The 22,168-nt window shown below is 65.8% G+C and carries 25 protein-coding genes; 12 read left to right on the top strand and 13 right to left on the bottom strand.

The genetic code is table 11. The features are described 5' to 3' along the window. Positions 1 to 30: 30 nt before the first annotated feature. Genes PMN64_RS13350 through PMN64_RS13340 form a run of 3 tightly spaced genes read right to left on the bottom strand, consistent with a single transcriptional unit; the run spans position 31 to position 2,788 of the window. Positions 31 to 1,047, bottom strand: a complete 1,017-nt coding sequence (locus tag PMN64_RS13350; RefSeq protein WP_028340412.1) for a sugar ABC transporter substrate-binding protein — start codon at positions 1,045 to 1,047, stop codon at positions 31 to 33. Between the two features lie 42 nt (positions 1,048 to 1,089). After that, the gene (locus PMN64_RS13345; RefSeq protein WP_253588656.1) at positions 1,090 to 2,061 is read right to left on the bottom strand and encodes an ABC transporter permease; all 972 of its coding nucleotides are present in this window, start codon (positions 2,059 to 2,061) and stop codon (positions 1,090 to 1,092) included. A gap of 19 nt (positions 2,062 to 2,080) precedes the next feature. Beyond that, on the bottom strand, positions 2,081 to 2,788 hold the full coding sequence (locus PMN64_RS13340) for a TetR/AcrR family transcriptional regulator (protein WP_304500203.1): 708 nt from the start codon (positions 2,786 to 2,788) through the stop codon (positions 2,081 to 2,083). A gap of 392 nt (positions 2,789 to 3,180) precedes the next feature. Between PMN64_RS13340 and PMN64_RS13335 the strand changes: the two genes are divergently transcribed. Then, positions 3,181 to 3,357, top strand: coding sequence for an MJ0042-type zinc finger domain-containing protein (locus PMN64_RS13335; protein WP_311986722.1), 177 nt, complete (start codon positions 3,181 to 3,183; stop codon positions 3,355 to 3,357). A 67-nt stretch (positions 3,358 to 3,424) separates the two neighbouring features. Here PMN64_RS13335 and PMN64_RS13330 read toward each other — a convergent pair whose 3' ends face one another. From PMN64_RS13330 to PMN64_RS13310, 5 genes are all read right to left on the bottom strand, one after another. Further along, positions 3,425 to 4,687 carry an MFS transporter gene (locus PMN64_RS13330; RefSeq protein ID WP_411781021.1) on the bottom strand — a complete coding sequence of 421 codons (1,263 nt, stop codon included), beginning with the start codon at positions 4,685 to 4,687 and terminating at the stop codon, positions 3,425 to 3,427. Next, the gene (locus PMN64_RS13325; protein WP_411781020.1) at positions 4,684 to 5,013 is read right to left on the bottom strand and encodes a hypothetical protein; all 330 of its coding nucleotides are present in this window, start codon (positions 5,011 to 5,013) and stop codon (positions 4,684 to 4,686) included. Before PMN64_RS13325 ends, PMN64_RS13330 begins: the two co-directional genes overlap by 4 nt. Continuing rightward, positions 5,000 to 5,614: an isochorismatase family protein gene (locus PMN64_RS13320; RefSeq protein ID WP_411781019.1), complete on the bottom strand. Its 615-nt coding sequence runs from the start codon at positions 5,612 to 5,614 to the stop codon at positions 5,000 to 5,002. Before PMN64_RS13320 ends, PMN64_RS13325 begins: the two co-directional genes overlap by 14 nt. A gap of 41 nt (positions 5,615 to 5,655) precedes the next feature. Then, positions 5,656 to 6,108 carry a MarR family winged helix-turn-helix transcriptional regulator gene (locus PMN64_RS13315; protein ID WP_028340417.1) on the bottom strand — a complete coding sequence of 151 codons (453 nt, stop codon included), beginning with the start codon at positions 6,106 to 6,108 and terminating at the stop codon, positions 5,656 to 5,658. 211 nt (positions 6,109 to 6,319) lie between these two features. Beyond that, entirely contained in the window at positions 6,320 to 6,634 is a 315-nt protein-coding gene (locus PMN64_RS13310) for a hypothetical protein (RefSeq protein WP_225161524.1), read from the bottom strand. Between the two features lie 248 nt (positions 6,635 to 6,882). Between PMN64_RS13310 and PMN64_RS13305 the strand changes: the two genes are divergently transcribed. The 9 genes from PMN64_RS13305 (at position 6,883) to PMN64_RS13265 (ending at position 13,253) form a co-directional block, all read left to right on the top strand. After that, positions 6,883 to 7,953: a sensor histidine kinase gene (locus PMN64_RS13305; RefSeq protein ID WP_411781018.1), complete on the top strand. Its 1,071-nt coding sequence runs from the start codon at positions 6,883 to 6,885 to the stop codon at positions 7,951 to 7,953. Positions 7,954 to 8,002: 49 nt separating this feature from the next. Next, entirely contained in the window at positions 8,003 to 8,659 is a 657-nt protein-coding gene (locus tag PMN64_RS13300) for a response regulator transcription factor (protein ID WP_411781017.1), read from the top strand. A 139-nt stretch (positions 8,660 to 8,798) separates the two neighbouring features. Continuing rightward, a complete protein-coding gene (locus PMN64_RS13295; RefSeq protein ID WP_411781016.1) occupies positions 8,799 to 9,185 on the top strand; it encodes a hypothetical protein in 387 nt (128 codons plus the stop codon). A 1-nt stretch (position 9,186) separates the two neighbouring features. Then, the gene (locus tag PMN64_RS13290) at positions 9,187 to 10,938 is read left to right on the top strand and encodes an OmpA family protein (RefSeq protein ID WP_411781015.1); all 1,752 of its coding nucleotides are present in this window, start codon (positions 9,187 to 9,189) and stop codon (positions 10,936 to 10,938) included. Continuing rightward, the gene (locus PMN64_RS13285) at positions 10,938 to 11,438 is read left to right on the top strand and encodes a Rab family GTPase (protein WP_411781014.1); all 501 of its coding nucleotides are present in this window, start codon (positions 10,938 to 10,940) and stop codon (positions 11,436 to 11,438) included. The genes PMN64_RS13290 and PMN64_RS13285 overlap by 1 nt, the downstream gene beginning before the upstream one ends. Before the next feature lie 339 nt (positions 11,439 to 11,777). After that, entirely contained in the window at positions 11,778 to 12,182 is a 405-nt protein-coding gene (locus PMN64_RS13280) for a DUF3597 domain-containing protein (protein ID WP_212054220.1), read from the top strand. Positions 12,183 to 12,257: 75 nt separating this feature from the next. Then, entirely contained in the window at positions 12,258 to 12,536 is a 279-nt protein-coding gene (locus PMN64_RS13275; protein WP_411781013.1) for a hypothetical protein, read from the top strand. Positions 12,537 to 12,615: 79 nt separating this feature from the next. Then, a complete protein-coding gene (gene mscL, locus PMN64_RS13270) occupies positions 12,616 to 13,035 on the top strand; it encodes a large conductance mechanosensitive channel protein MscL (RefSeq protein WP_411781012.1) in 420 nt (139 codons plus the stop codon). 50 nt (positions 13,036 to 13,085) lie between these two features. Beyond that, positions 13,086 to 13,253: a hypothetical protein gene (locus PMN64_RS13265; protein ID WP_411781011.1), complete on the top strand. Its 168-nt coding sequence runs from the start codon at positions 13,086 to 13,088 to the stop codon at positions 13,251 to 13,253. 45 nt (positions 13,254 to 13,298) lie between these two features. Here PMN64_RS13265 and PMN64_RS13260 read toward each other — a convergent pair whose 3' ends face one another. Continuing rightward, positions 13,299 to 14,117: a class I SAM-dependent methyltransferase gene (locus PMN64_RS13260; RefSeq protein ID WP_411781010.1), complete on the bottom strand. Its 819-nt coding sequence runs from the start codon at positions 14,115 to 14,117 to the stop codon at positions 13,299 to 13,301. Then, positions 14,104 to 14,568: an Rrf2 family transcriptional regulator gene (locus PMN64_RS13255; RefSeq protein ID WP_028340427.1), complete on the bottom strand. Its 465-nt coding sequence runs from the start codon at positions 14,566 to 14,568 to the stop codon at positions 14,104 to 14,106. Before PMN64_RS13255 ends, PMN64_RS13260 begins: the two co-directional genes overlap by 14 nt. A gap of 340 nt (positions 14,569 to 14,908) precedes the next feature. Between PMN64_RS13255 and PMN64_RS13250 the strand changes: the two genes are divergently transcribed. Beyond that, the gene (locus tag PMN64_RS13250) at positions 14,909 to 16,996 is read left to right on the top strand and encodes a tetratricopeptide repeat protein (protein WP_411781038.1); all 2,088 of its coding nucleotides are present in this window, start codon (positions 14,909 to 14,911) and stop codon (positions 16,994 to 16,996) included. 35 nt (positions 16,997 to 17,031) lie between these two features. Here PMN64_RS13250 and PMN64_RS13245 read toward each other — a convergent pair whose 3' ends face one another. The 3 genes from PMN64_RS13245 to PMN64_RS13235 form a co-directional block, all read right to left on the bottom strand. Further along, complete coding sequence (locus tag PMN64_RS13245) at positions 17,032 to 17,277, bottom strand: multiprotein-bridging factor 1 family protein (RefSeq protein WP_244435836.1); 246 nt, start codon at positions 17,275 to 17,277, stop codon at positions 17,032 to 17,034. 32 nt (positions 17,278 to 17,309) lie between these two features. Next, positions 17,310 to 17,597 carry a type II toxin-antitoxin system RelE/ParE family toxin gene (locus PMN64_RS13240; RefSeq protein ID WP_338132175.1) on the bottom strand — a complete coding sequence of 96 codons (288 nt, stop codon included), beginning with the start codon at positions 17,595 to 17,597 and terminating at the stop codon, positions 17,310 to 17,312. 103 nt (positions 17,598 to 17,700) lie between these two features. Further along, positions 17,701 to 19,431: an ATP-dependent Clp protease adaptor ClpS gene (locus PMN64_RS13235; protein WP_411781009.1), complete on the bottom strand. Its 1,731-nt coding sequence runs from the start codon at positions 19,429 to 19,431 to the stop codon at positions 17,701 to 17,703. Positions 19,432 to 19,745: 314 nt separating this feature from the next. Here PMN64_RS13235 and PMN64_RS13230 point away from each other — a divergent pair, with 314 nt between their 5' ends. Further along, entirely contained in the window at positions 19,746 to 22,088 is a 2,343-nt protein-coding gene (locus PMN64_RS13230; RefSeq protein WP_411781008.1) for a mechanosensitive ion channel family protein, read from the top strand. Positions 22,089 to 22,168: the final 80 nt, after the last annotated feature.

Here is a 22,168-nt window from a genome sequence, read left to right as displayed (position 1 = left end):
CGCCCGGGACGTCGAGCGGGAATGGCCGGACTATTTCTTCAGGTCACTGAGATTCCAGCACGCGGTCTGGCTGTCCGCGTTCTCCTTGGTGATCGGAATCAGCGTCGTGTATTCCGACCCCTTGATCGATCCGGCCTTGGCGCCCGACGACAGCAGCCATTTGATCGTGCCGGCCATCTGCGCGGCCTGGGTCGGCACGTCGTAGCTCATGTTGAGATCGAACGCGCCCGACTTCACGAGCTCGCAGGCGCCCTTGCGCTCGCCGCCGCCGGAGGTCGCGACGAACACCTTGCCGGTCAGGCCGGCTTCCTTCACCGCGGCGGCGGTGCCGATGTCCATGCCGTCCCAGAACCCGACGATGCCGCAAAGATCAGGATTCTGCTTCAGCACGGTCTGGGTGATCGCCTTGGCCTTCGCGGCGTCCCAGTCGGCCGCCTGGCTCGAGACCACCTTGATCTCCGGATGCTTGGCGAGCACGTTCTCGACGCCCTTGAGCGTGTAGGCGCTGGCGGCCGCCGAGAGCGCGCCCTGCACGATGGCGATCTTGTTCGACTTGCCCTGGCAGGCCTTCACCACGGCTTCGGTGTCCCGCTCGCCGATCTCGATCCAGTTGGCGCCGACGAAAGCCGACGAGCGATAGGCCGACCCCATGTTGATCTGGATGACGTAGATGCCTTCGTTCTCGGCGCGCTGCAGCAACTTGGCGTAGGTCTGTACGTCCGGATTGTGGATCACCATCACGGCCGGCTTCTCCGAGATCAGCGAGGTCACCGCCTGCGCGCCGGCATTGGTGTTCCAGTTGGGATCGCGGATCTCGAACTTCACGCCGAAGGGCTCGAGCTCCTTCTTCATGCCGGCGTACCAGCCTTCGGTGAGGTCGAAGTTCATGGCGACCGGAACGTAGGCCACCGTCTTGCCGGCGAGAGCTTCCCTGAACGGCTTCTGGAACGGCTCGTCCAGGCCCTGCTGGGCCAGAGCCGGAGCGGCGATGGCGGCAAGACCGAGCGCTGCGGCGATCACCTTTGCAGTCCTGACAGCGTATTTCATTGCTTCCTCCTTGGTCGTGATTGAATGTTCTTGTGGCTTGGTTCAGATGTCGCCCTGCTGTGCCGTTTCTTCGTTGCGCGGATTCAGGAATGAATCCGTGATGACGGCGAGCAGCAGGACGACACCCTTGACGAGGTTTTGTCCGGCGTAGGAAATGTCCATGATGGTCATGCCGTTCAGCATGGTGCCGATCAGCAGCGTGCCGATGATGACGTTGAGCACGCCGCCGCGGCCGCCCGACAGGCCGATGCCGCCGAGCACGACGACGAGGATGACGTCGTAGATCAGGGTCGAATTGAAGATGCGGGTCGGCATCGAGTTGACCGATGCCGCCATCACCAGGCCCGCGAAGCAGCCGATCAGCGCCGCGACGACATATTGCAGCACGATGATCGGGCGCGAGGGGATGCCGGTGACGCGGGCCGCGTAGGGATTGTCGCCGATCGCGTAGATATAGGCGCCCCAGCGCGTCTGGCGCAGCAGGAACGCGACCACGACGCAGGCGATCGCGAACATCACGATCGAGGTCGGAATGCCAAGGATGGTGCCTTGTCCGAGCCGCTCGAAGCCCTTCATGCCGTCGCTCCACTGCACGACGTCGAGCTGAAACAGCGCGGCCTGTCCGAGGCCGGCGAGCAGCAGGCCGGTCGCCAGCGTCGCGAACAGCGAAGGGACCTCGGCATAGGCGATCAGCCAGCCATTGACCAGGCCGAACGCGATCGTGAGCAGCACGGCCGTCACCAGCGCCGTCGGAAGCGAGTGGCCGTTCTGCACCATCTGCAGCACGAGCCCCGGCGGTACCGCAAGGGCTGCGATCAGCGAGATGTCTATGCCGCGCCCGATCACGACGATCGCCATCGCCAGCCCGAGGATGCCGAGCACCGCGACGTTCTGCAGCAGCGTCAGCATGTTCTCCGGCGTCAGGAAGCCGCGCAGAAAAATCGAGAACGCCAGGAACAGCACGGCAAAGACGGCGAAGACGATCTCCTGTTGATTGAACCGCAATCGCTTCATTGCCTCGTCCTTCCTGCGGCTATGGGTGCGCCGTCTGTCTGGTTCTCGTGCGGGAGCCGGGCGCGACGCGGCCGGGCCGCGTCCGGCCTGCGACCGCGGCATCGACGAATGCGCCGACGGCGCTGATGTAGGTTTCGATCGAGGTGCCGCGTCTGCGGTACTTCGCGCGTTTGACGTACCAGTCCTGCAGCAGCGGCTTGATCAGCGATGCGGTCAGCGTGACCTGGTCGATCGCGAAGACGCCGCTGGCGACACCCTGCTTGAGAACGCCGGCGATGATCTTCTCGGTCATCACCTCCATCTCGATGGCGCGCTGGCGCTCCGCCGGCGGAAACGACTTCGCTTCCATGAAGCAGAACACGAACCAGGGCTGCATCGCCTCGCTCATGCGGACATGGGTCGCGATGATCCAGTGCAGATGCTTGCGCGCATCCTGCTTCACGTCGGCGGGCGGCGAGTTGAGGACCTCCGCCACCGTCTCGGCGACCTCGCCGAGGATCATCGACAGCAGCGTCGGCTTGCTGTCGAAGTAGGTATAAAGGCCGCCCATGCTGAGGCCCGAAGCCTCCGCGAGCTGGCGCAGCGTGGTGGCGTGAAAGCCGTGCTTGTTGGAAAGCGTGAGCGTGGCGCCGATGATGCGCGTGAGATTCGGAACGGCGAGATGGGTTTTCTGGACCCGGATGGAATCCCGATGACGTTCGAGGATGCGTGCGCAAAGCACGTCCATCGCGAACGCATTCGCCGTCCCCGGTCGCTGACGCGCGAGACCCACGTTGCCTCCCTGGCTATGCTCCCGGACCATTTCATTTTGTTGCTGGTCCGGGCTGGGCTTTACGCCCTTGCCTAATTCCTAGCCCACGAAACGGCGTTCGGAAAAGGGGGATGATGAAATTTTCTGAGAGAGCGCTCGCTCGTTTTTTGGGTCCGCGGCCGTGTTGTCAGCTTGGGCTCGGCGTCGTTTCGGCCATCGTCGGGAACTTTTCGCGCTGAAAGCACAGCACAAATTCCAGGTGCTCTGGTCGACCAGCACGCCGGTTAGACGGCCGTCACATTTCCGATCATGGGCGTGTGGGAAACTCGAGAGCGCAACGGCTTGCTGATTCGATGCGAAAATCTGACGTGACGTGCCCCCATTGCCAGGCCGGCTATCGCCGGATCGAATTGACGTCGAAGGGCGGCGTCGCGGGTGAGTTTCGTTGCCTGGTCTGCGACCACATCATCGAACTGATGGATGGTTCGACCGATGTCGCCTTTCGGCTGACCGTGCAGCCGGGCAAGCCGTCCTACGCCTATTAGCGTTATCGGTTCGCGTGAAGGACACGTGCCCAAACACGGAGTAGGAGCGCCGGTCGGCGGCGCCAGCTCAACGCTGCTGCGGCAGGTTGACCTCGCTCCTTCGCGCCTCCTGGCTGCGGCGCTCGGCTTCGCCGCCCGATCGGGACAGCATGCCGATTGCGACGATCGCCGCGGCAAAGCCGGCAGCGGCGCCGACGCTGAGCGCCCAGCGCGGGCCGAGGTGATCGGCGACCCAGCCGACGATCGGTGCGCCGATCGGCGTGCCACCGAGCGCAACGCCAAGCCGCAGCGCCATCACCCGTCCGCGCATCGCCGGCTCGGTCGAGAGCTGCATCAGCGCGTTCGAGGTGTTGGTGACGGTCAGCGCGGCGACGCCGATCACGACCAGCGCCGCGGCGAACAGCCAGTAGCTCGGCGCCAATGCGGCGAGCGTGCAGCCCAGCCCAAAGATCGCGGCGCCCAGCATCAACGAGCCGAAGCGCGGCTCCTCGCGGCTCGCGGCAAGCAGCGCGCCCGACATCGTTCCGAGCGCCATCATCGACGACAGCAGGCCGAAGCCGCGCGCGTCGGTGTGGAACACGCCAACCGCCATGGTGGAGATGAAGATCGGAAAGTTCAGTCCGAAGGTCCCGATCAGGAACAGCATGATCAGCGTCGCCCTGAGATCGGGCCGCGACCAGACATAGTGGAAGCCCTGCATCACGCTGCCCTTGGTGCGATGGGCGCGCGCGTTCGGGCGCAGCTCGGAGGTGCGCAGCAGGGTCAGCGAGGTCAGCACCGCCAGGAACGATGCGCCGTTGAACAGGAATGCCCAGCCGGTGCCGACGGAGGCGATGATGAGGCCGGCGACGGCCGGGCCGATCATGCGCGCGGCGTTGAACGAGGTCGAGTTCAGCGCGATCGCGTTCGAGAGGTTGGTATCGCTGACCAGCTCGGCGACGAAGGTCTGCCGCACCGGGGCATCGAGCGCTGCCGCGCAGCCGAACAGGAACGCGAAGGTGTAGACGTGCCAGAGCTGCACCAGCCCGGTGACGGTGAGAATGCCGAGAATGAGTGCGAGCGCGCCCATCGTCGCCTGGGTCGCCATCAATAGCTTGCGCTGGTTGAAGTGATCGGCGGCAAAGCCGGTCCACGGCATCAATAATAGTTGTGGCCCGAATTGCAGCGCCATCACGATGCCGACGGCGGACGCGCTGTGATTTGTCAGCTGGGTGAGAACGAGCCAGTCCTGCGCGGCGCGCTGCATCCAGGTGCCGATGTTGGATACCAGCGCGCCGGCCGCCCAGACCCGGTAGTTGAAGCTCGCGAGCGATCGAAATACGCGTCTCATGTTCTCTGAGGTTCATTCCCGCCGTGAAACCGCCCGAACCGCCGCGCCAGGAACAGGCCGATCAGCAGACCGCCGAGACCGAGCGCTGCGACGTCGCTGGTGGTTCGCAAGCCGAAGTCGCCGACGCGGCAGACCAGGAGATATCCGACCGCGAGGTTGAAGAAGCCCCACACGATGTTGACGGTCGATGAGGACAGGCCTTCGCCGGGCGGCTTGGCGAACGGGCTCTGGAACGCTTCGCCCATCATGCCGGCGACGATGTGGGGGATCGCGTTGGTGAGAAAGGCGCCGCCGAAGAAATAGGCGACGAGGTCAAGCCAATTCATGCGCGTTGGTCCTTTCAACGAGATCGATGATCGCCTGCGTCGAGCCGGTTTCGCCGAGCCGCGGGAACACGTGGTCGATGCTGTAGGCATGCGCGTTCGGCCGCGCGTCGGTCATGGCGTCGATCGCGAGCGTGACGTTGAAGCCCGCTTCATAGGCCTGTCTCGCCGTCGATTCGACGCCGCCGGCGGTGGCGACGCCGGCGATCACGACTTGCGTGACGCCACGCCCTCTCAGCAGGCTTTCGAGGTCGGTGCTGGCAAATGCGCCTCGCGTTCGCTTGGTCACGACGATGTCGCTGGGCTGTCGGTCGAGCTCCGGAATGAGATCGGTCCATCCGTCGGGAAGCGGGCCGCCAAATGGATTTCCAATTGGATTTCCAATTGGATTTCCATGGCGCGGCGCCTGCTCGGTTCGTCCCGGCGAACTGCCGTCGACATTGACCAGCGCGACCGGCAGACCGCGCCGCCGGAACGCAGCGCCAAGCGCGGCGGCGCGAGCCACGATGTCGCCGATCGGATGGGCGAAGGGCCAGCCCATGAGGCCGCTTTGTAGATCGATGACGATCAATGCGGTGATCGGATCGAGCGTCGTCAGGGCCATGGTCGTTACCTTTCTCGCAAGCTGCTGCGGCGCAGCCGGCCTCAATCCTCGACCAGCCGCTTCAGCAAGCCGACGGCGGCGGCGAGTTCGTCCTGCTCCCGCGCCGACAGCCGCGCGGCGATGGTGCGCGACAGCCAGTCCTGCCGTGCGGCGCGGCCGGTGCGCAGCCGCTCGCGGCAGCTATCGGTGAGCGACATGATGGTCTGCCGGCCGTCGTCCGGATCCGGCGCGCCGCGGACCAGGCCCGCAGCCTCGAGCGCCGATATCGCCGAGCTCATCGACTGCGGACGCATGCCCTCCGATCGCGCCAGGCTGGACACGGTCGCGGGACCGTCCTTTTCGAGGCGAAGCAGCACCGCAACCTGGGAAGGCGGGAGGTCCTCGCGCTGGCCCTGCTCGCGAAGCCGCCGCTTCAGCGTTCCAATCAACAGGCGAAGATCTTCGGCGAGCGCGGATGTGCGCGCCGAGCCGGGACGGGCCGGTACATTGCTCATGCCGGATCGGATAGCAAATATGAAGGTAAACTGTAAAGATTATCTTCGCAGTTTATCTGCATACGTGCCCTGCTGCAGCCAACCGGCTGGTCTGACGCTGCTCGCGGCCGGCACGCGAGAGCGTCCACGCGCGTGTGACGCCGGCCAGGCCTCTGCGGAGAAATGAAATGGATGGTGAGGGCTTCGAGCGCCTCAGCGCAATGGTGCGCGCTTACTCGGGCGCAGCGTCGCTGCTTGCCGCGGCCTCGTACATCTCGCGCGCGCGCCTGGTCACGGCCGCATAGCGCGCCGTCGCGCTGAGGCTCATAAGGCCGGCGCGCACCAGTCCGAGAATGGCGCGTCGGGAGTGGAACGGTCCGGTCTTGCTCGCGGCATATCCGCGCGGATAGAGCTGCAGGCGGCCGGCGAGCGCTTCCTGCAACGCCATCTTCTGGGTTGCGCTCAGGCGCCGGCGCCGCGCGGGCTTGCTTGCTTCCGCCAACATGCGCAGCTCGATGCCCGACGGTTTTCGTGGTGCGCCCTTCATTGTCAGCTCACATTCCGGCCGACTGGCGCGACCTTCCGCGAGGCCCGGCGCCCGGCCGGCATCGCCATGGACGCCGGCATGTGGCACATCATGGCTTGCGCTGTTGCTCATTCGTGAGACAGAACCGCATTTCGAGCAGCGGCGGCATCTGACGAAGGTCAGGACCGGTTGTGACGAAAGTCATATTCGTTTGCGACCGCTGCCGGCTTACGCCAGAGTGGGCTGCTCGCTGAGCTGATGGGCAACGCATGATCGATCTGAGCGCGGATTTGCTTGCGGCCGCAGAAGCCGACGTCATCGGTCTCGCCGTCATCGGCGCCGATCGAAGCATGCAGCGGAAGATCGGCCGGCTGGTCGAGTGGCTTCCCGCAACTGGCGTCGATTGCTGCGAGTGTGTGTTGCTGGTCGGCATGGAAGCCGAGTTGGCGGCGCTTGCCCAAGGCCAGCGGGACATGATTGCGCTGGCCGGTGTGCGTGGCGCGTCGCCTGACATCACGCAGCCGATGACGGCGGTCGTGCTGTGGAACGGTGCGCAGTCGCATTACTTCGTCATCGCCATGCCGGATTTTGCCGGCCGTCAGGTCGAAACGCTGCTCGGCAGCGAGCGCCGCGCCCGGCGCCTGATGGAGCAGCAGCTCGAGGCGGCGAGCGCGGAGGTGCGCTTTGCCTCGCTGGCGCGGACGCGGCTGCGGCTGGCGCGCGATCTGCACGATACGCTGGTGCACTCGATCGTGGCGCTGCTGACCCAGATCCGGCTGATCCGGCATTATCTGTCGGCTGATCCCGCCCGTGTGGCGGACAGCCTTGCGACCGCTGAAGATGCGGCCGCGAGCGGCCTTTCGCGCGCCCGCGAAGCTATCGATCGCCTGCGCACGCCCGACGACCTGAAGCTTGATCCCGACGTCGAGGGGCTGCTCAGCGACTTCGCCGCACGCAGCGGCGTCAGGGTGTCGATCCAGATCGACGAAGCGGCGCGCCCCGGCTTGCGCGATTGCGGCTTGACGGTTCAGCGCATTCTCAGCGAGGCACTGCGCAATGTTCAGACGCATGCGCAGGCGCGCCGCGTCTCCTTTCACGCTTTCGACGAACCGGCCGCGGTCGGCCGCAAGCTGATTGTCGAGATCCGCGATGACGGCCGCGGCTTCGATCTCGCGGTCCCGACTCCAGGACATTTCGGATTGATTGGAATGGCCGAATTTGCTGAACTTGTCGGCGGCAGCTGTGCGGTGGAGAGCGCGCCCGGGCAGGGAACGCTGGTCCGGATCTCGCTCCCCGTGGCGGTGCCGCCGGCGGCGTCCGCCGGCGTGCTGGCCGATTGAATTCGTTGCCGCGCGTTCAACGCATTTTCGAGAGGATGACGGAAAGCCCGTGAGTACAATTGAGAAGATACGGGTGCTGATCGCCGAGGATCAGACCCTGATCAGGGAAGGTATCGCCACGCTGCTTGCCCAGCAGAACGACGATTTCGAGATCCTTCCCGGCGCAGCAGATGGCGAGCAGGCCATCGAATTCGCGCGGCGCTATCGGCCGGACGTCATCCTGATGGATTTGCAGATGCCGCGGGTCGACGGCATCGCCGCGACCCAGCGGATTCTCCGCGAATTGCCGCAGACCCATATCGTGGTGCTGACGACGTTCGAGACCAACGATCTGATCTTCGAGGCGGTGAGCGCAGGCGCCAAGGCGTATCTCCTGAAGGACGCCAGGATGGAGGAGATCGCCTCGACGATCCGCGCGGTCATCAACGGCCAGTCCGGGCTTTCGCCCAGCGTCGCCGCGCGCATCCTCGATGAGTTCAAGCGGCTGCGCGGTCCGCGCGTCTCGGCGAAGCTGCCGGTTCGTGACGGGCTGACGGCGCGGGAGAATGAAATTCTTACGCTGATCGTCGAGGGCAAGAGCAACACCGAGATCGGCGAGCAGCTGCATTTGGCGGAAGGAACCGTGAAGAACTACGTCAGCACGATTCTGGAGAAATGCCAGGTCAAGAACCGTACAGAACTCGCAATAAAGGCAATAACTTACTAGAAATAATTGGCCGCGATCGCACAACCACGCGGTTGATCCGGCTGAGATTGCTCGCCTTTCTCTGGGCCGCGCCCGCAAAATTGGCTATAGGGTTGTTTCGGATTTGCTTTTTGACACTGCAGGTCCGGATTGCGCGGCTATGAGTAAGCGGGAAATGACCATGAAGGGTATCGAGCGCCAGACCAAAGGTACGGACGGACCGGTGGACGCTCCGGCGGCCGGCAACGGCGCGGACGCCGCGGCGCATGGCATGGCGGCGATCGATCAGGTCCGCGACCTGCTGTTCGGCGGCGCGCAACGTTCGCTCGAGACCAACCTCTCGGGCCTGCGCGAGGAGATGCAGGCATCGCTCAAGCAGATGCAGGCGGACTTCACCAACGAGCTCACCGCGCTTTCTGCGCGGCTCTCCGACCTCGAGCGTGATACCGAGCAGAAGCGGCTCGACTCGCTGAAGGATGTCGGCGCGGCGATCACCCAGCTCGGCTCAGTCATCAGCGGATTGGGATCCGGCCGCACGGGCAAATAGCATGGCAGCTGCTGCCGGCCAGAACCGCGAGATCGAGCAGCTCAAGACATTGCTGTTTCAGCCCGAGGCGACGCGTCTGACGTCGCTGGAGGCCGACCTCGACTCGCTGCAGCGCTATGTCGGCAACGCCGACCGCCTGGAGACGGCAACCGCAGGCATCCTGGTCGAGGCGCTGGAGCGCGCCGAGGTCAACCGGCCGCGCGAGCTCGCCAGCGCGATTGCGCCGGTCGTGGTCTCGGCGATCCGCAGCGAGATCAAGAATTCGCGCGAGCAGATGATCGAGGCGCTCTATCCGATCGTCGGCCGGCTGGTCAGCGCCGCCGTGGCGAACTCGTTCAGGGAGCTGGTTGCCTCGCTCGAGCAGCGTATCAATGCGTTGACCTCGGCGCAGTTGTGGGTCGGCCGCGTCAAGTCGCTGGTGACGGGACGCCCGATCAGCGAATTCGTGCTCGCCGACCAGCCGCCGCAGATCAACCGGCTCCTGATCATCGAACGCGGCAATGGCCGCCTGATCGCGGACTGGAAGCGCGATGCGACCGCCGACGAACGCGCCGACCTGCTCAGCGCGATGGTCGCGGCGATCCTCGAATTCTCCGTGCAGGCGTTGGCCGGCGAAGGCAATCTGCAGACGCTCGATTTCGGCGGACGGCAACTCGCGCTGCGCGCCTCGCCGCGCTTTATCCTGGCGGCGGAGTGCCTGGGACCGCTGCGGCCCGCCGACAATGCCAGGATCAACTCGCTGTTCTTCGATGCGATCGAGCGCATCGACCGCGGCGCGGACTGCGACGGGCCGATGCTGGCGTCGCTGGCAGCCGCGATCGAGGCCGATGATACGCCACCCAGGATCGCGAGCCGGCGCGGCAAGGTGATCCTTTTCGCCTTGCTCGCGGCAGTGGCCGCGCTGTTGCTCTGGCTTGCCGCGACGTCGGTGACGCGCGGTCTTGTGGAGCGGCGGACCCATGCGGCGCTGGAACAGCTCGCCGCAAAGCAGCCGTTGCTGGCCTCGTTCCCGCTGCGGCTCGAGTTCGATCACGGCAGCCGAAGCGTGGCCGTTTCAGGCATCGAGCCGAGCCAGCTGGAGACCGCGCCGTTGATCGATGCGCTTGCCGCGGCCGCGGCACCGTACAAGATCGTCAACCACATCGGTCTGGTGTCCGCACCGGAGCAAATCGCGGCATCGCAGGCCGGCATCGCGAGCCTGCAGCAGAGCCTGACGCGCCTGCAGGCGGGTCTCGACCAGATGCGCGAGGCGATCGGTGCGCAGGCGAAGTCGGGCGACCAGAAATCTGCCGCCCTGACCGAGCAATATGACAAGCTCGGCGAACAGTACGGCAAACTGGGCGAGCAATACGCGAAGCTGCAATCCGTCGTCGACGGCCCGGCGGCGCGGCTCGACCGCTTCATCGCCACGACCGCGATCTTCTTCGCGAACAATTCAGACGAAGTCCTCGACAACGACCAGGCCGAGCAGCAGCTGCGTGAGCTCGCCGGACTAATGGCGAACAACGATCTCAGGCTGCGCATCGTCGGCTATGCCGATCAGAGCGGCACGGAAGGCACCAACCGGACGCTGGCGCGCAAGCGGGCCGAGCAGGTCCAGCGCAGGCTGACCGCGCTGGGGGTCGATCCGTCGCGGCTGATTTTGGTTTCGCGCGCCGCGACGATGCCGATCACCGACCGGGTCGACGCTACCGTCGGCGGCAATCGCCGCGTGGCGTTCGAGACGGTCTATCGAGGCGAAGTGGCCCGCTGATGCTCACCGCGAAAGTCATGCTGCTCGGCGATATGGGGGTCGGCAAGACGTCGATCCTCTATCGGCTGATCTACAACCGGTTCGAGGGCCAGTACAAATCGACGCTGGGCGTCGAGATCCTGAGCCACGACGTGGTGCCGGCGGACGGCAGCGATCCGATGCGCCTCGTGCTGTGGGACACCGACGGCGATTTCGGCACGCAGATCTTCGACACCGTCTATGTCACCGGCGCATCTGCCGCCATCATCGTGTCCGACGTCACGCGGCCGCAGACGGTGACCCGCATGGTCGAACTGGTCCGCGGCTTCGAGGAGCGCTTCCCCGGCCGGCCCTACCGGGCGCTGCTGAACAAGATCGACTTGCCGGAAGCCGCGGGCAGCGCGGGCGCGATTGCCGGACTTGCGAAGTCGAGCGTCAAGTCGGTCAGCGCCAAGACCGGCGTCGGCATTGCCGAGAGCTTTGCCGAACTCGCCCAGACCATCCGCCGCCGCCAGCTCTAGATTTCTGTTTGACGCGTTACTTCGCGCGAACCGGTATCCACTTCGCTCGAAAACGCTCGCCTCACATCGAACGCGCGCTGGTGTCAGCCGTCCCGACTTCTCGGGGCTGGCGAATCGGGCCGGGACGGCTGACTTCATCGCACGTGGGGCGTGCGATGAAAGGCTCTCGCGCGGCCGCAGAAAGCCGCACGCTTTCCGCGCCAACAGCACCACGCCGTCCCACACTCCGATAGTGACGATGGTCATCTTCCGCTCGGCCAATGGCCTGCCTATCGTCCGCCCCGTCACTGGAAACAGCTACGGGACGAACGGTGTCTCGGGCGCATGGAGCGAGAGATCATGAGCATTTTTGGAAGCATCATGGGTGCAATCTTCGGCCACGGCGCCCAGGCCAAGACCGCTGAGAGCACGACGGCGGCAGCGCCCGGCGCAGCGCCATCGGCGTCGACTTCCGCATCCGCTGCGTCCGGCACCCCGGCGGCACAAACCGTCGACGTCGCCGCGATCGTCGACAAGGCGGCCGCTGCGACCGGCGAGAAGCTCGACTGGCGCAGCTCGATCGTCGACCTGATGAAGGCGCTCGGTCTCGACAGCAGCCTTGCGGCGCGCAAGGAGCTCGCGAAGGAGCTGCACTACACCGGCGACACCAGCAACACCGCCACCATGAATGTCTGGCTGCATCAGCAGGTGATGGCCAAGCTCGCCGCCAATGGCGGCAAGCTGCCGGACGACATCAAGACCTGACGTCCTGCCTCCAGCCGCGCGCGGCGCTCGCGCCCGCGCGGTTCCGAACGATGTATTGCGTGTGGAGCAGTTGCGATGACCTCATCTCATCTTGCCATCCTGAACAGGTCGCGGACCGGCGTCGTCGCCGCTTCGATCGGTGCGGGACTCGGACTCGCAGCCTTGGCGCTGGGTATCACCATCGCTATCGCCCGCGCGGATAATTCCGCCAACGAACCGCACCCGGCCAATGCGAATGTGCAGCGCGCCGCGCAGAACTCGCCGCCGGCGCGGGTCATCCTGCCGGCGCCATGGGAGCAGGCCGCGCCTGCGCAGCGGGTCGCGGCGCCCACGAAGCCGGCCGATCGCAAATAATCTTTCGTCCCCTTGGAGCGGCCGGGCGATCCGGTCGCCGCGCCGTGCCATCGCATTCATTTGGAAAACAGGAGATCACATGCTGAAGGAATTCAGAGAATTCGCCATGAAAGGCAACGTCGTCGATCTCGCCGTCGGCGTGATCATCGGCGCGGCATTCGGCGCGATCGTCTCGTCGATGGTGGCCGATATCATCATGCCGATCATCGGCGCGGTCAGCGGCGGGCTCGACTTCTCCAACTATTTCACCGCGCTGTCGAAGTCGGTGACGGCGACCAACCTCGCCGATGCCAAGAAGCAGGGCGCGGTGCTGGCCTGGGGCAACTTCCTGACCCTGACGCTCAACTTCATGATCGTCGCCTTCGTGCTGTTCATCGTGGTCCGCCTCATGAACCAGCTCAAGCGCGAAGCGCCCGCGGCGCCGGCCGAACCGCCGAAGCCGACCAAAGATCAGGATCTGCTCACCGAGATCCGCGATCTCCTCAAGTCGCGCGCGTAGCAATCGCTGCGAATGCCACTGCGTACAGCCCCCAGCTCTGGAGCCTAGCCATGCCAGATCAGGTCAAGCTGCCCCGAAAATTGTCGCAAGAGCCCGGTGGTGCAGAGCCGCTACGGCCGAGCCACCGGCGGGTCATCGAGGAACTCGATCGCTGGGCCAACAGCCCCGGCCTGCAGCCGCCGAGCGATGAAGAAACGCCGGACGACGACAAGCGCTAGCGCCGGCAGGGGACCGCAAACGTAGTCGGATCACGCCAGCTGCGGTCAAGCCCGCCGGGCCGTCGCGATCAGCGCGGTCGACGGAATCGCGAAGCTGTCGCCGACACGCCTGCGCGCGATCTCGGCGCGGAAGGCGCGGGCGACTGCGGCGCTCTGCTCGGCATCGAGCCCGCTCCAATGCGGCATGAACTCGAACAATTTGTCGACGTCGCCGCGATTGGCGACATTGAGCTTGAAGTCGTGGGTGATCTCGGCAATCGCCGGATCGGAGAAGCCGGCGGCGATGAGCGCAGCGGCGAGGCGGCCGGGATCGGCGAGCTCGGCGAGGCCGGTGCAGGGCATCGGCGTGACGTTGTCAGGATAGAGCCGTCGGATGATCTGCGAGAGCAAGAGATGCACGGCGGCGCCATCGGCGCTTTTCCAGACCGCAATCGCCGCCGATCCGCCCGGTCGTGTCACCCGCGCCATCTCGCAGAGGCCGGCGCGCCAGTCCGGAAACAGCATCACGCCGAATACCGACACCGCCGCATCGAAGGCGGCATCCGGCAGGTCGAGCGCCTGGCCGTCCATCTGCCGCGCCTCGATATTTGGAAGCCCATGCGCACGGACCCGCGCCACCATGCCGGCGGAAAAGTCGATCGCGGTGACGTCAGCGCCGGTGCGCGCGGCGGCAAGTGCCGCGGCGCCGGTACCGGTGGCGACGTCGAGCACGTTCGATGACGGGCCGATCGGGAGTGTTGCGACCGCGGCGTCGGCGAACAGCGTCGTGAACGGCTGCGACTGCGCCTCATAGGCGGCGACCATTTTGTCCCAGTGCGCGGGATCGTTGTACGGCAGAGGTTTCGCCTGCTCACTTGACTGCATGAATCTGGTCCTCGAGACTTTGCTTGTGTTTGGCGAGCCGACGCTTGAAATCCCTCGCGAGCGCATCGAGCGTCACCGTGCCGAGCCGCTTCAGGAACAGCGCCTCGACCTCGCGAAACGTGTCTCCGAGCGCGTCGTTGACGGCCTGTTCGACCAGGCAGCCGGGATTTTCCGAGCGATGGCCCATCGCAACGATCGTGGGCGCGCCGACCGCGCGATAGATGTCGGCGAGCGTGATGTCGGCGGGATCGCGCGCCAGCGTCCAGCCGCCGCCATGGCCCTTCTCCGAATGCACCAGACCCTGCTCGCGCAGCCCCGCCATCACGCGGCGCACCACCACCGGGTTGGTGGCCATCGCCTGCGCAAGTTGCTCCGACGTGACCGGCTCGCCGGCGCCGATCATGTGGAGCAGGCCATGGAGGACGCTGGACAGACGGCTATCGCGGATCATGTAACTTCATATGTTACATGATCCGGCGGCCGTCAAGAGCGGCGATGGCGGGTATCGTCTCTCCTGGTCACCCTCTGACCTCCCCTTGAAAAGGGGAGGTCGCTTTGCTCGTCAGAGCAAAGCGGGTGGGGATCAGCTCTCTCCACTTGCAGCGTCGTCTGCGGCTGACCCCCATCCCGACCTTCCCCCTTTCAGGGGGAAGGAGAAGAGGTCGGGGCGCGCACCCAGCTCATGATCCTTCAATCGGAATTCGCGTGCCGGATTTCGCGGCGCCGCCCGTTTAATCCGCATCGGGGTCGTTGGCAGGGGCGGTATCGTGGGCAGCGTGGCGGTCGATCGGATGTTGCGGGATGCGGTGGCGCATTACGGCGCGGGCCGCGCGGCGGAGGCCGGCACGCTGTGCGGCGACATCCTCACCGCCGATCCCGACCATGTTCCGGCGCTGCATCTGTCCGCCGTCATCGCCTTCGTGACCGATCGTGCCGCCGAAGGCGCGCTGCTGCTGAATCGGGTCTTCAACCTCGATCCGGATTATGCACCGGCCTTCGCCACGCTCGGCGACGCGCTTGCCGTGAAGGGCGAGCACGAAGGCGCGGCGGCGGCGTTCCGGCGCGGTGTCACGCTGCGGCCGCAGGATGCCGGCCTGCACATCAAGCTCGGCGTTGCGCTGTGCGATCTGTCGCGTTTCGACGAGGCCGAGGCCGCATTCCGCCGTGCGATCGCACTCGATGGCGGCCTGACTCGGGCGCGGTTCAACCTCGCCGTCGCGCTGGCCGGGCAGCAGCGGCCGGTCGAGGCGGAACAGGCCTATCGCGAGGTGATCGCGCGCGACCCGGTCTATCGGGGCGTCTGGCTCAACCTCGGCAATGTATTGAGCGATCAGAAAAGGCACGAAGCGGCCGCCACGGCCTATCGCCGCGGGCTTGCCGCGGATCCCGACAATGCCGGGCTGCATTGCGGCCTTGGCGCGGCGCTCTATCGCCAGGGCTTGCTGGAGGACGCGATCCTGCACTACCGCCGCGCGATCGCACTCGATCCCGGCAGCATCGCGCCGCAGCGCCTGCTGGCCATGGTGCTGCACGAGGCGGGCGAGCGCGAGGAGGCCGTCCGCATCTATCGGCAGGTCTCGGCCCGCGACCCGTCCGATCACGTCATCCTCAACAATCTCGGCGCCTGCCTGTTCGAACTCGGGCAGGTCGACGACGCCATCGCCTGCGCCGAGCTCGCGCTGGCGCTGAAGCCGGACTACGCCGCCGCGCACACCAATCTCGGGATCATCTTCGAGGCGCAGAACCTGGTCGAGGCCGCGGTCGCCGCGCATCGGCGCGCCATCGAGCTCGAGCCGCTCTATGCCAAGGGCCACGCCAATCTCGCGGTCGCGCTGCGCAATGCCGGCGAGATCGATGCGGCGCTCGTCGCGTCGCGCCGGGCCATCGCGCTCGATCCCGAGCAGCCACTGGCGCACTACAACCACGCCCATTTCCTGCTGATGAACGGCGAGTTCGAGGAGGGCTTTGAGGAGTATCAGTGGCGCCGCAAGACCAGGATGCTCAGCGACGGCGATCCCGTGTTCGACGAGCCGGAATGGCAGGGCGAGCCGCTCGCAGGACGTACGCTGCTGCTGTTTGCCGAATACGGGCTCGGCGACGCCATCAATTTCGTCCGCTATGTGCCGATGCTGGCGGGCAAAGGCGGCCGGATCATGCTGCAGGTGCAGCCGGGGCTGGTCGCGCTGCTGCGGCCGATGCTGCCCGGTGTCGCGGTGTTCGCGCGCGGCGAGCCGCTGCCGCCGTTCGATCTGCAGCTGCCGCTGCTGAGCCTGCCGCGGATCTTCCGCACCACCGTCGAGACCATTCCCGCAGCGATATCCTATCTGAGGGCGGATGCCGGCAAGCTCGCGCGCTGGCGCGAGGCGCTCGCCGGCGTGACTGCGCTGAAGGTCGGCGTGGTCTGGGCCGGCAATCCCAGGCACAAGGGTGACCGCCAGCGCTCGCTGCCGGCGGACGCGGTGCTGCCGCGGCTGGTCACATCAGGCGTGCAGCTCTACAGCCTGCAGAAGGAGCCGCGGCCGGACGATGCTCCGGTGCTGCGGGGCCTTGGCGCAGGTATCGTCGACCTCGCGCCGACGCTCGGCGATTTCGCCGACACCGCGGCGGCCATCTGCGCGCTCGATCTCGTCATCGCCGTCGACACCTCGGTGGCGCATCTCGCCGGCGCGCTGGGCCGCCCGGTCTGGATGCTGTGTCCCTATGCGCTCGACTGGCGCTGGCTGCGCGACCGCGCCGACACGCCCTGGTATCCGACCATGCGGCTGTTCCGCCAGGACAAGCCACAGGCTTGGGACCGCGTGCTGGCGCGCGTGTCGGAAGAGCTTGCCCGCGTCGCGGCCGGCGAGGGCGCGCTGCTGCTGCCGCAAACGATGAAATGATCGGCCAGCCGTGCTGTCTGCTGCTTTGGCAGGCCTTATGCGGCTGAAAGCCGGATCTGGAACTTGCTGCCAGTCGCCTTGGCAAATCGCAGCAACGTTTTGGTGCTTGGAAGCGTCTGGCCGCTTTCGAGACGGGCGATGGTTGATTGGCTGGTGCCCATCTTGGCCGCCAGCTCGGATTGCGACAGTCCCGCGCGCTGACGCGCCCTGAGCAACTCGGCAGCGATTTCGAACTCAGGCGCGAGTGCATCGTATTCCGCCCGGACCTTCGGATTGGCCAACAGGCGCGCCTTGAGCTTTTCGAACGGTACAGTCATGCGACTTCCTTCGCTCGCCGCAGCGCTAACTCGATCTCACTCGGTGGCGTCTTTTGAGACTTCTTCACGAACGCGCGGACGATCACAACGCGCCGGCCGAAGGCCGTCACATAGAGTGCCCTTGCGATTCCATCGCGCCCGGTCAATCGCAACTCCCAAAGTTTGCCGACCAAATGCTTCACATGCGGTTCGCCCAGGCTTTCGAGCCCAGCGGCAGCAATGCGCTCCGAAAGGCGGATGAAACGCGCCTGCATGTCGGCTGGAAGCGCCGCGATCTCTTCCACGACGACCTCGTTGAGGATTTCGACCCTCCAGGACATCGTGAGGATATCTCATTTTTGAGATAGAGAGAAGCAGCAAATCGGCCGGGAAGCGCAGCCATTCTGATCACCCCGCACTCATGCCCTGCGCGCCGCCGAGCAGCTTCACGTTGAGCCGGCCGCCGTCGAACAGCATCTCGTTCAGCGCTCCGTCGATGTCGTCAGCGGTGACATCCTGGCCTCCCTCGCGGGCGATGCTGGCCTGCGCGATGCGGCGCATCAGCTCCTTGATGAAGGCGGCGCTGACGCCGGCGGTGCGCTGCACCGCTTCGTCGACGATCGGCTGCTCCAGCGGCAGGCCTTTGCCGTACAGCCGGATCAGCTTGCCGCGTCCGGTCTCGTCGGGCAGCGGCACCTCGATGGCCTGGTCGATGCGGCCGGGCCGGCCGGCCAGCGCGCCTTCCAGCTCTTCCGGCCGATTGGTGGTCAGCACGAACAGGATGTCGCAATCCTCCTTCAGGCCGTCCATCTCGTTAAGCAGCTTGTTGAGCAGGGATTCCTCGCACGGTCCGCCCATGTCCTCGCGGTCGCGTGCGATCAGATCGACATCCTCGATCACGACCATGGTCGGCTGCAGCAGCCGGGCAAGACTCATATAGGCGCCCAGAAGGCCGACCTGCTCGGCGGTGATGATCAGCGTTGTGTGGTTTGGCAGGTTGGTGGCGAGATAGCGGATGGTGTGGGTCTTGCCGGTGCCGGGCGGGCCGTAGAGCAGGATGCCCTTGCGGGTCGACTGGCCGAGCCCGCGCAACAGATCGCGGCTCCCGACAAAACCGAGCACGTTGCGGTCGAGCAGCCGCAGCGTCCGGTCCGGCAGGATCACGTCATCGCGAGCGACCGTCGGCAGGCGATGCACGGTCAAGCCACGCGAACGTCCGCGATAGTTGGCGCCATCCTCCAGCGACAGGATCTTGCCGCGATAGGATCGCGCTGCATGCACGGCGGCCTCCAACTCGGAGAAGGTGCGCTGCACGAAAGCATTGCCGGTCGCCCCGGCGGGCAACGCAAGCTCGATTCGCAGCGACGGCTCGTGATTATATTCGCGATGGAACGTCAGCAGCACGGCGTAGCGCAGCTCGCCGGTTCGGCACAGCCACAGTCCATTGGCAAGGCATTTCACCGGCTCGGCCTCGCCGATATCGACGTCGCGATATTGCGGCGGCGCGATCGCCGGCGCATTGCGGCCGGCCTTCATCAGCGCCGCGAAGTCGAGCGTCTCGTAGCGATATTCCTCATGGATGCCGAAGAAATGGATTGGATCGGTGAGCAGCTTGTCGATCGCGACCTGAACGTCGGCGCGCATGTGGCCCGGAAACTGTCGCGCCCGTGTCACGACCAGGTTGCGCGGCACGCCGGCGAAATGCCAGTCGAGCGCAACGTAAGCGGACCGAAACGTCTCGCCCGGCAATTCTTCCGAGCTGCGGCGTGCAGCGAGCAGGCATTCGCTGCACAGCGACGCAGTTGTACCGGGGATCAGAATCTCCGTCACGGCCCTCGGGGCTTCGCAGAGATCGCAGGGCCGGCTGGCGTCGGCGGACTCGGTGGTGATCATCAACGGCTGACCGTTCGAGCGGATCAGCCATTTCGCCGAGTTGAAGATTGCCCGTGCCACCGGTCCCGGATAGGGGCCGCACGGAACGGCGCCCTTGGCCTCGATCAAGGCAGCGGATGCGATGGCTTCCTGCTCGGATTTCCCGAACACGGTGCGCAACAAATCCTGCACGAATTCCAGCGGGGTCTCGTCGTCGTCGTGAATGAAGAGCCGCACCGGACCGTCGTCGCTAAACACGTCGTGCATGAGACCCCCGAAACGCAATTGGGAACAAAAGAACAAAGTAAGAACATCACGGCGGCTCCTGCGCGTCAAGCGAAAGATTCTGCCGTCTCATCCCTGACGTGTAGTGAGCCGATCGGCCGGGAACGTGCACTGGAAGTGTAAACGCGGCTCAACGCCTGTGACGATTATGTTGCGGCAAATGCCAAGAGATGGCCGTCACAGCGGCAAACTTCCGACACACCATCGGGGCGAAAAGGAGTATCCGACATGGCGCGAGCGCGAGAGCAGATTCCTCCCAAGGGTTTGCGGTCGCGCAGTTATTTTATGAGGCCCTCGTGTCGCACAAACTTCGCCTTGCGCTGCTTCTCGTCTTCACTTTGTTCGTCTCTCCCGCGTTCGCGCAGCCGGCCGCCAAGCCGGCGCCGCCGCAACCCGTTACCAGCGACGCGCTGACGCCCGAGCAGGCCAAGCGCGCGCTCGACACGCTGCAGGACGACAAGAAACGCGGCGAGATCATCAACACGCTGCGCGCCATCGCCAATGCCTCGCCGCAGGCGGCGGCGCAGCCGGCGCCCGAGCAGCCGCAGTCATCGATCCCGCTCACCGCCGACAGCCTTGGTGCGCAGCTGTTGCTGATGGTGTCCGAGCAGGTCGGTGAGATGTCGCGCGAGGTCGCCGACGTCGCGCGCACGCTGACGCATTTCCCGGCGTTCTATTACTGGTTCGTGCGCACCGCCAATGATCCGGTCGCCTATGGCCTCTTGATCGATATCGCCTGGAAGCTGGCGCTGGTGTTCGGCTGCGCGCTGGCCGCCGAATGGGTGGTGTTCCGCCTGATCAAGCGGCCGGTCGCGTTCCTGGAAGCGCGGCTGCCGCAGACCGCGCGCATGCCGGTGCAGACGCTCGCCAGCGTCGATCCGCCGTCGTCGGTTGCCGACGTCACGCCGGCGCCCGAGTTGCAGCGGCGCCGGCTGAGCCTGGCGCGGGCCTGGCAGTCGCTGATCCGGCTGCCCTTCGTGCTTGGGCGCCTGTTGCTCGAATTGCTGCCGGTCGTCGTGTTCGGCGGCATCGCCACCGCGCTGCTCGGCACCGAGATCGGCGATCAATCGACCACGCGTCTCGTGATCCTGGCCGTCGTCAACGCCTATGTGTTCTCGCGCGTCTTGATCTGCGCGGTGCGCGCGCTGGCAGGGCCGTTCGGCCTGTTCCGCGTCCGTGCCGAGACCGCGGCCTATATCGAGATCTGGGCCCGGCGGATCGTTGCCGTCGGCGTCTCCGGCATCGCCTTTGCCAATGTCGCGCTGCTGCTCGGGCTGCATCGCGCCGGCTATGCCGCGCTGATCCGGCTCGTGATGCTGGTGGTGCATCTCTTTGTCGTCGTCATCATCCTGCAGTGCCGCCGCCAGGTCGCCGACGTCATCCGCGCGCCGGCCGATCGCACCGGGCTTGCGGCGCGGACGCGTAACCGGCTCGCGGCACTCTGGCATGTGCTGGCGATCGCGCTCGACCTCGCGCTGTGGGCGGTGTGGGCGCTCAACATCCGCAACGGCTATTCGCTGCTGCTGCAATATTTCGTCGGAACCATCGCGGTGCTCCTGGTTACCCGCCTCGTCACCATGGTGGTGCTGAGCCTGATCGATCGCGGCTTTCGCATCAGCCCGGAGCTGATCCAGCGCTTCCCCGGGCTCGAGACCCGCGCCAACCGCTATCTGCCGCTGCTGCGCAAGGTGGTCACGGCGGTGATCGCCTTCATTGGCTTCGTCGCGCTGCTCGAGGTCTGGGGCGTCGACGCCATCGTCTGGTTCTATGGCGGCCAGATCGGAAGCCGCCTGATCTCGGCGCTGGTGACGATCGGCATCGCCGCGCTGGCCGCGGCCGTGATCTGGGAGGTCGCCAATGCGCTGATGGACCGGCAGATCGACACCCTGTCGCGCGACGGGCATTACGCCCGCGCCGCGCGCCTGCGCACCTTCCAGCCGATGCTGCGAACCGCGCTGTTCTGCATGATCGTCGCGGTGGTCGGCCTCACGGCGCTCAGCGAGATCGGCGTCAATGTCGCGCCGCTGCTCGCCGGCGCCGGCATCGTCGGCATCGCGATCGGCTTCGGCTCGCAGAAGCTGGTGCAGGACCTCATCACCGGGCTGTTCCTTTTGATCGAGAACACCGTGCAGGTCGGCGACAACGTCACGGTGTCGGGCCTCTCGGGCGTGGTCGAGAACGTCTCGATCCGCACCATGCGGCTGCGCGCCGGCGACGGTTCGGTGCACGTGGTGCCGTTCAGCGCGGTGACGACGATCACCAACTCCAGCCGCGGCGCCGGCAATGCCGCGGTCAGCGTCAACGTGTCCTACAAGGAGGACACCGACCGCGCCGGCGAGGTGCTGAAGGACATCGTCGCCCAAATGCGCCAGGAGACGGCGTATCGCGCATTCATTCGAGGCGACCTCGAATTGTGGGGCGTCGACAAGGTCGACGGCTCGGTCGTGACCATCGTCGGCCAGATCCGCTGCACCGATAGCGGCCGCTGGGCGGTGCAACGCGAGTTCAACCGCCGCATGAAACGGCGCTTCCAGGAGGAGGGCATCGAGATCGCCTCGATGGGCCAGACCATCCTGATGCAGCTTCCTCCACCCTCCGAGCCCGATACCAACGCCCAGCCGCGCCGCGCGGCGGGGTGATTCCTGACCCTCATCCTGAGGAGCCCGCATAGCGGGCGTCTCGAAGGATGTAGGCAGACGGGCCTCATGGTTCGAGACGC

Source organism: Bradyrhizobium sp. UFLA01-814, from assembly GCF_046718885.1.
Classification (GTDB): Bacteria; Pseudomonadota; Alphaproteobacteria; order Rhizobiales; family Xanthobacteraceae; genus Bradyrhizobium; species Bradyrhizobium elkanii.
This window is presented reverse-complemented; position numbering and strand designations above follow the sequence as displayed.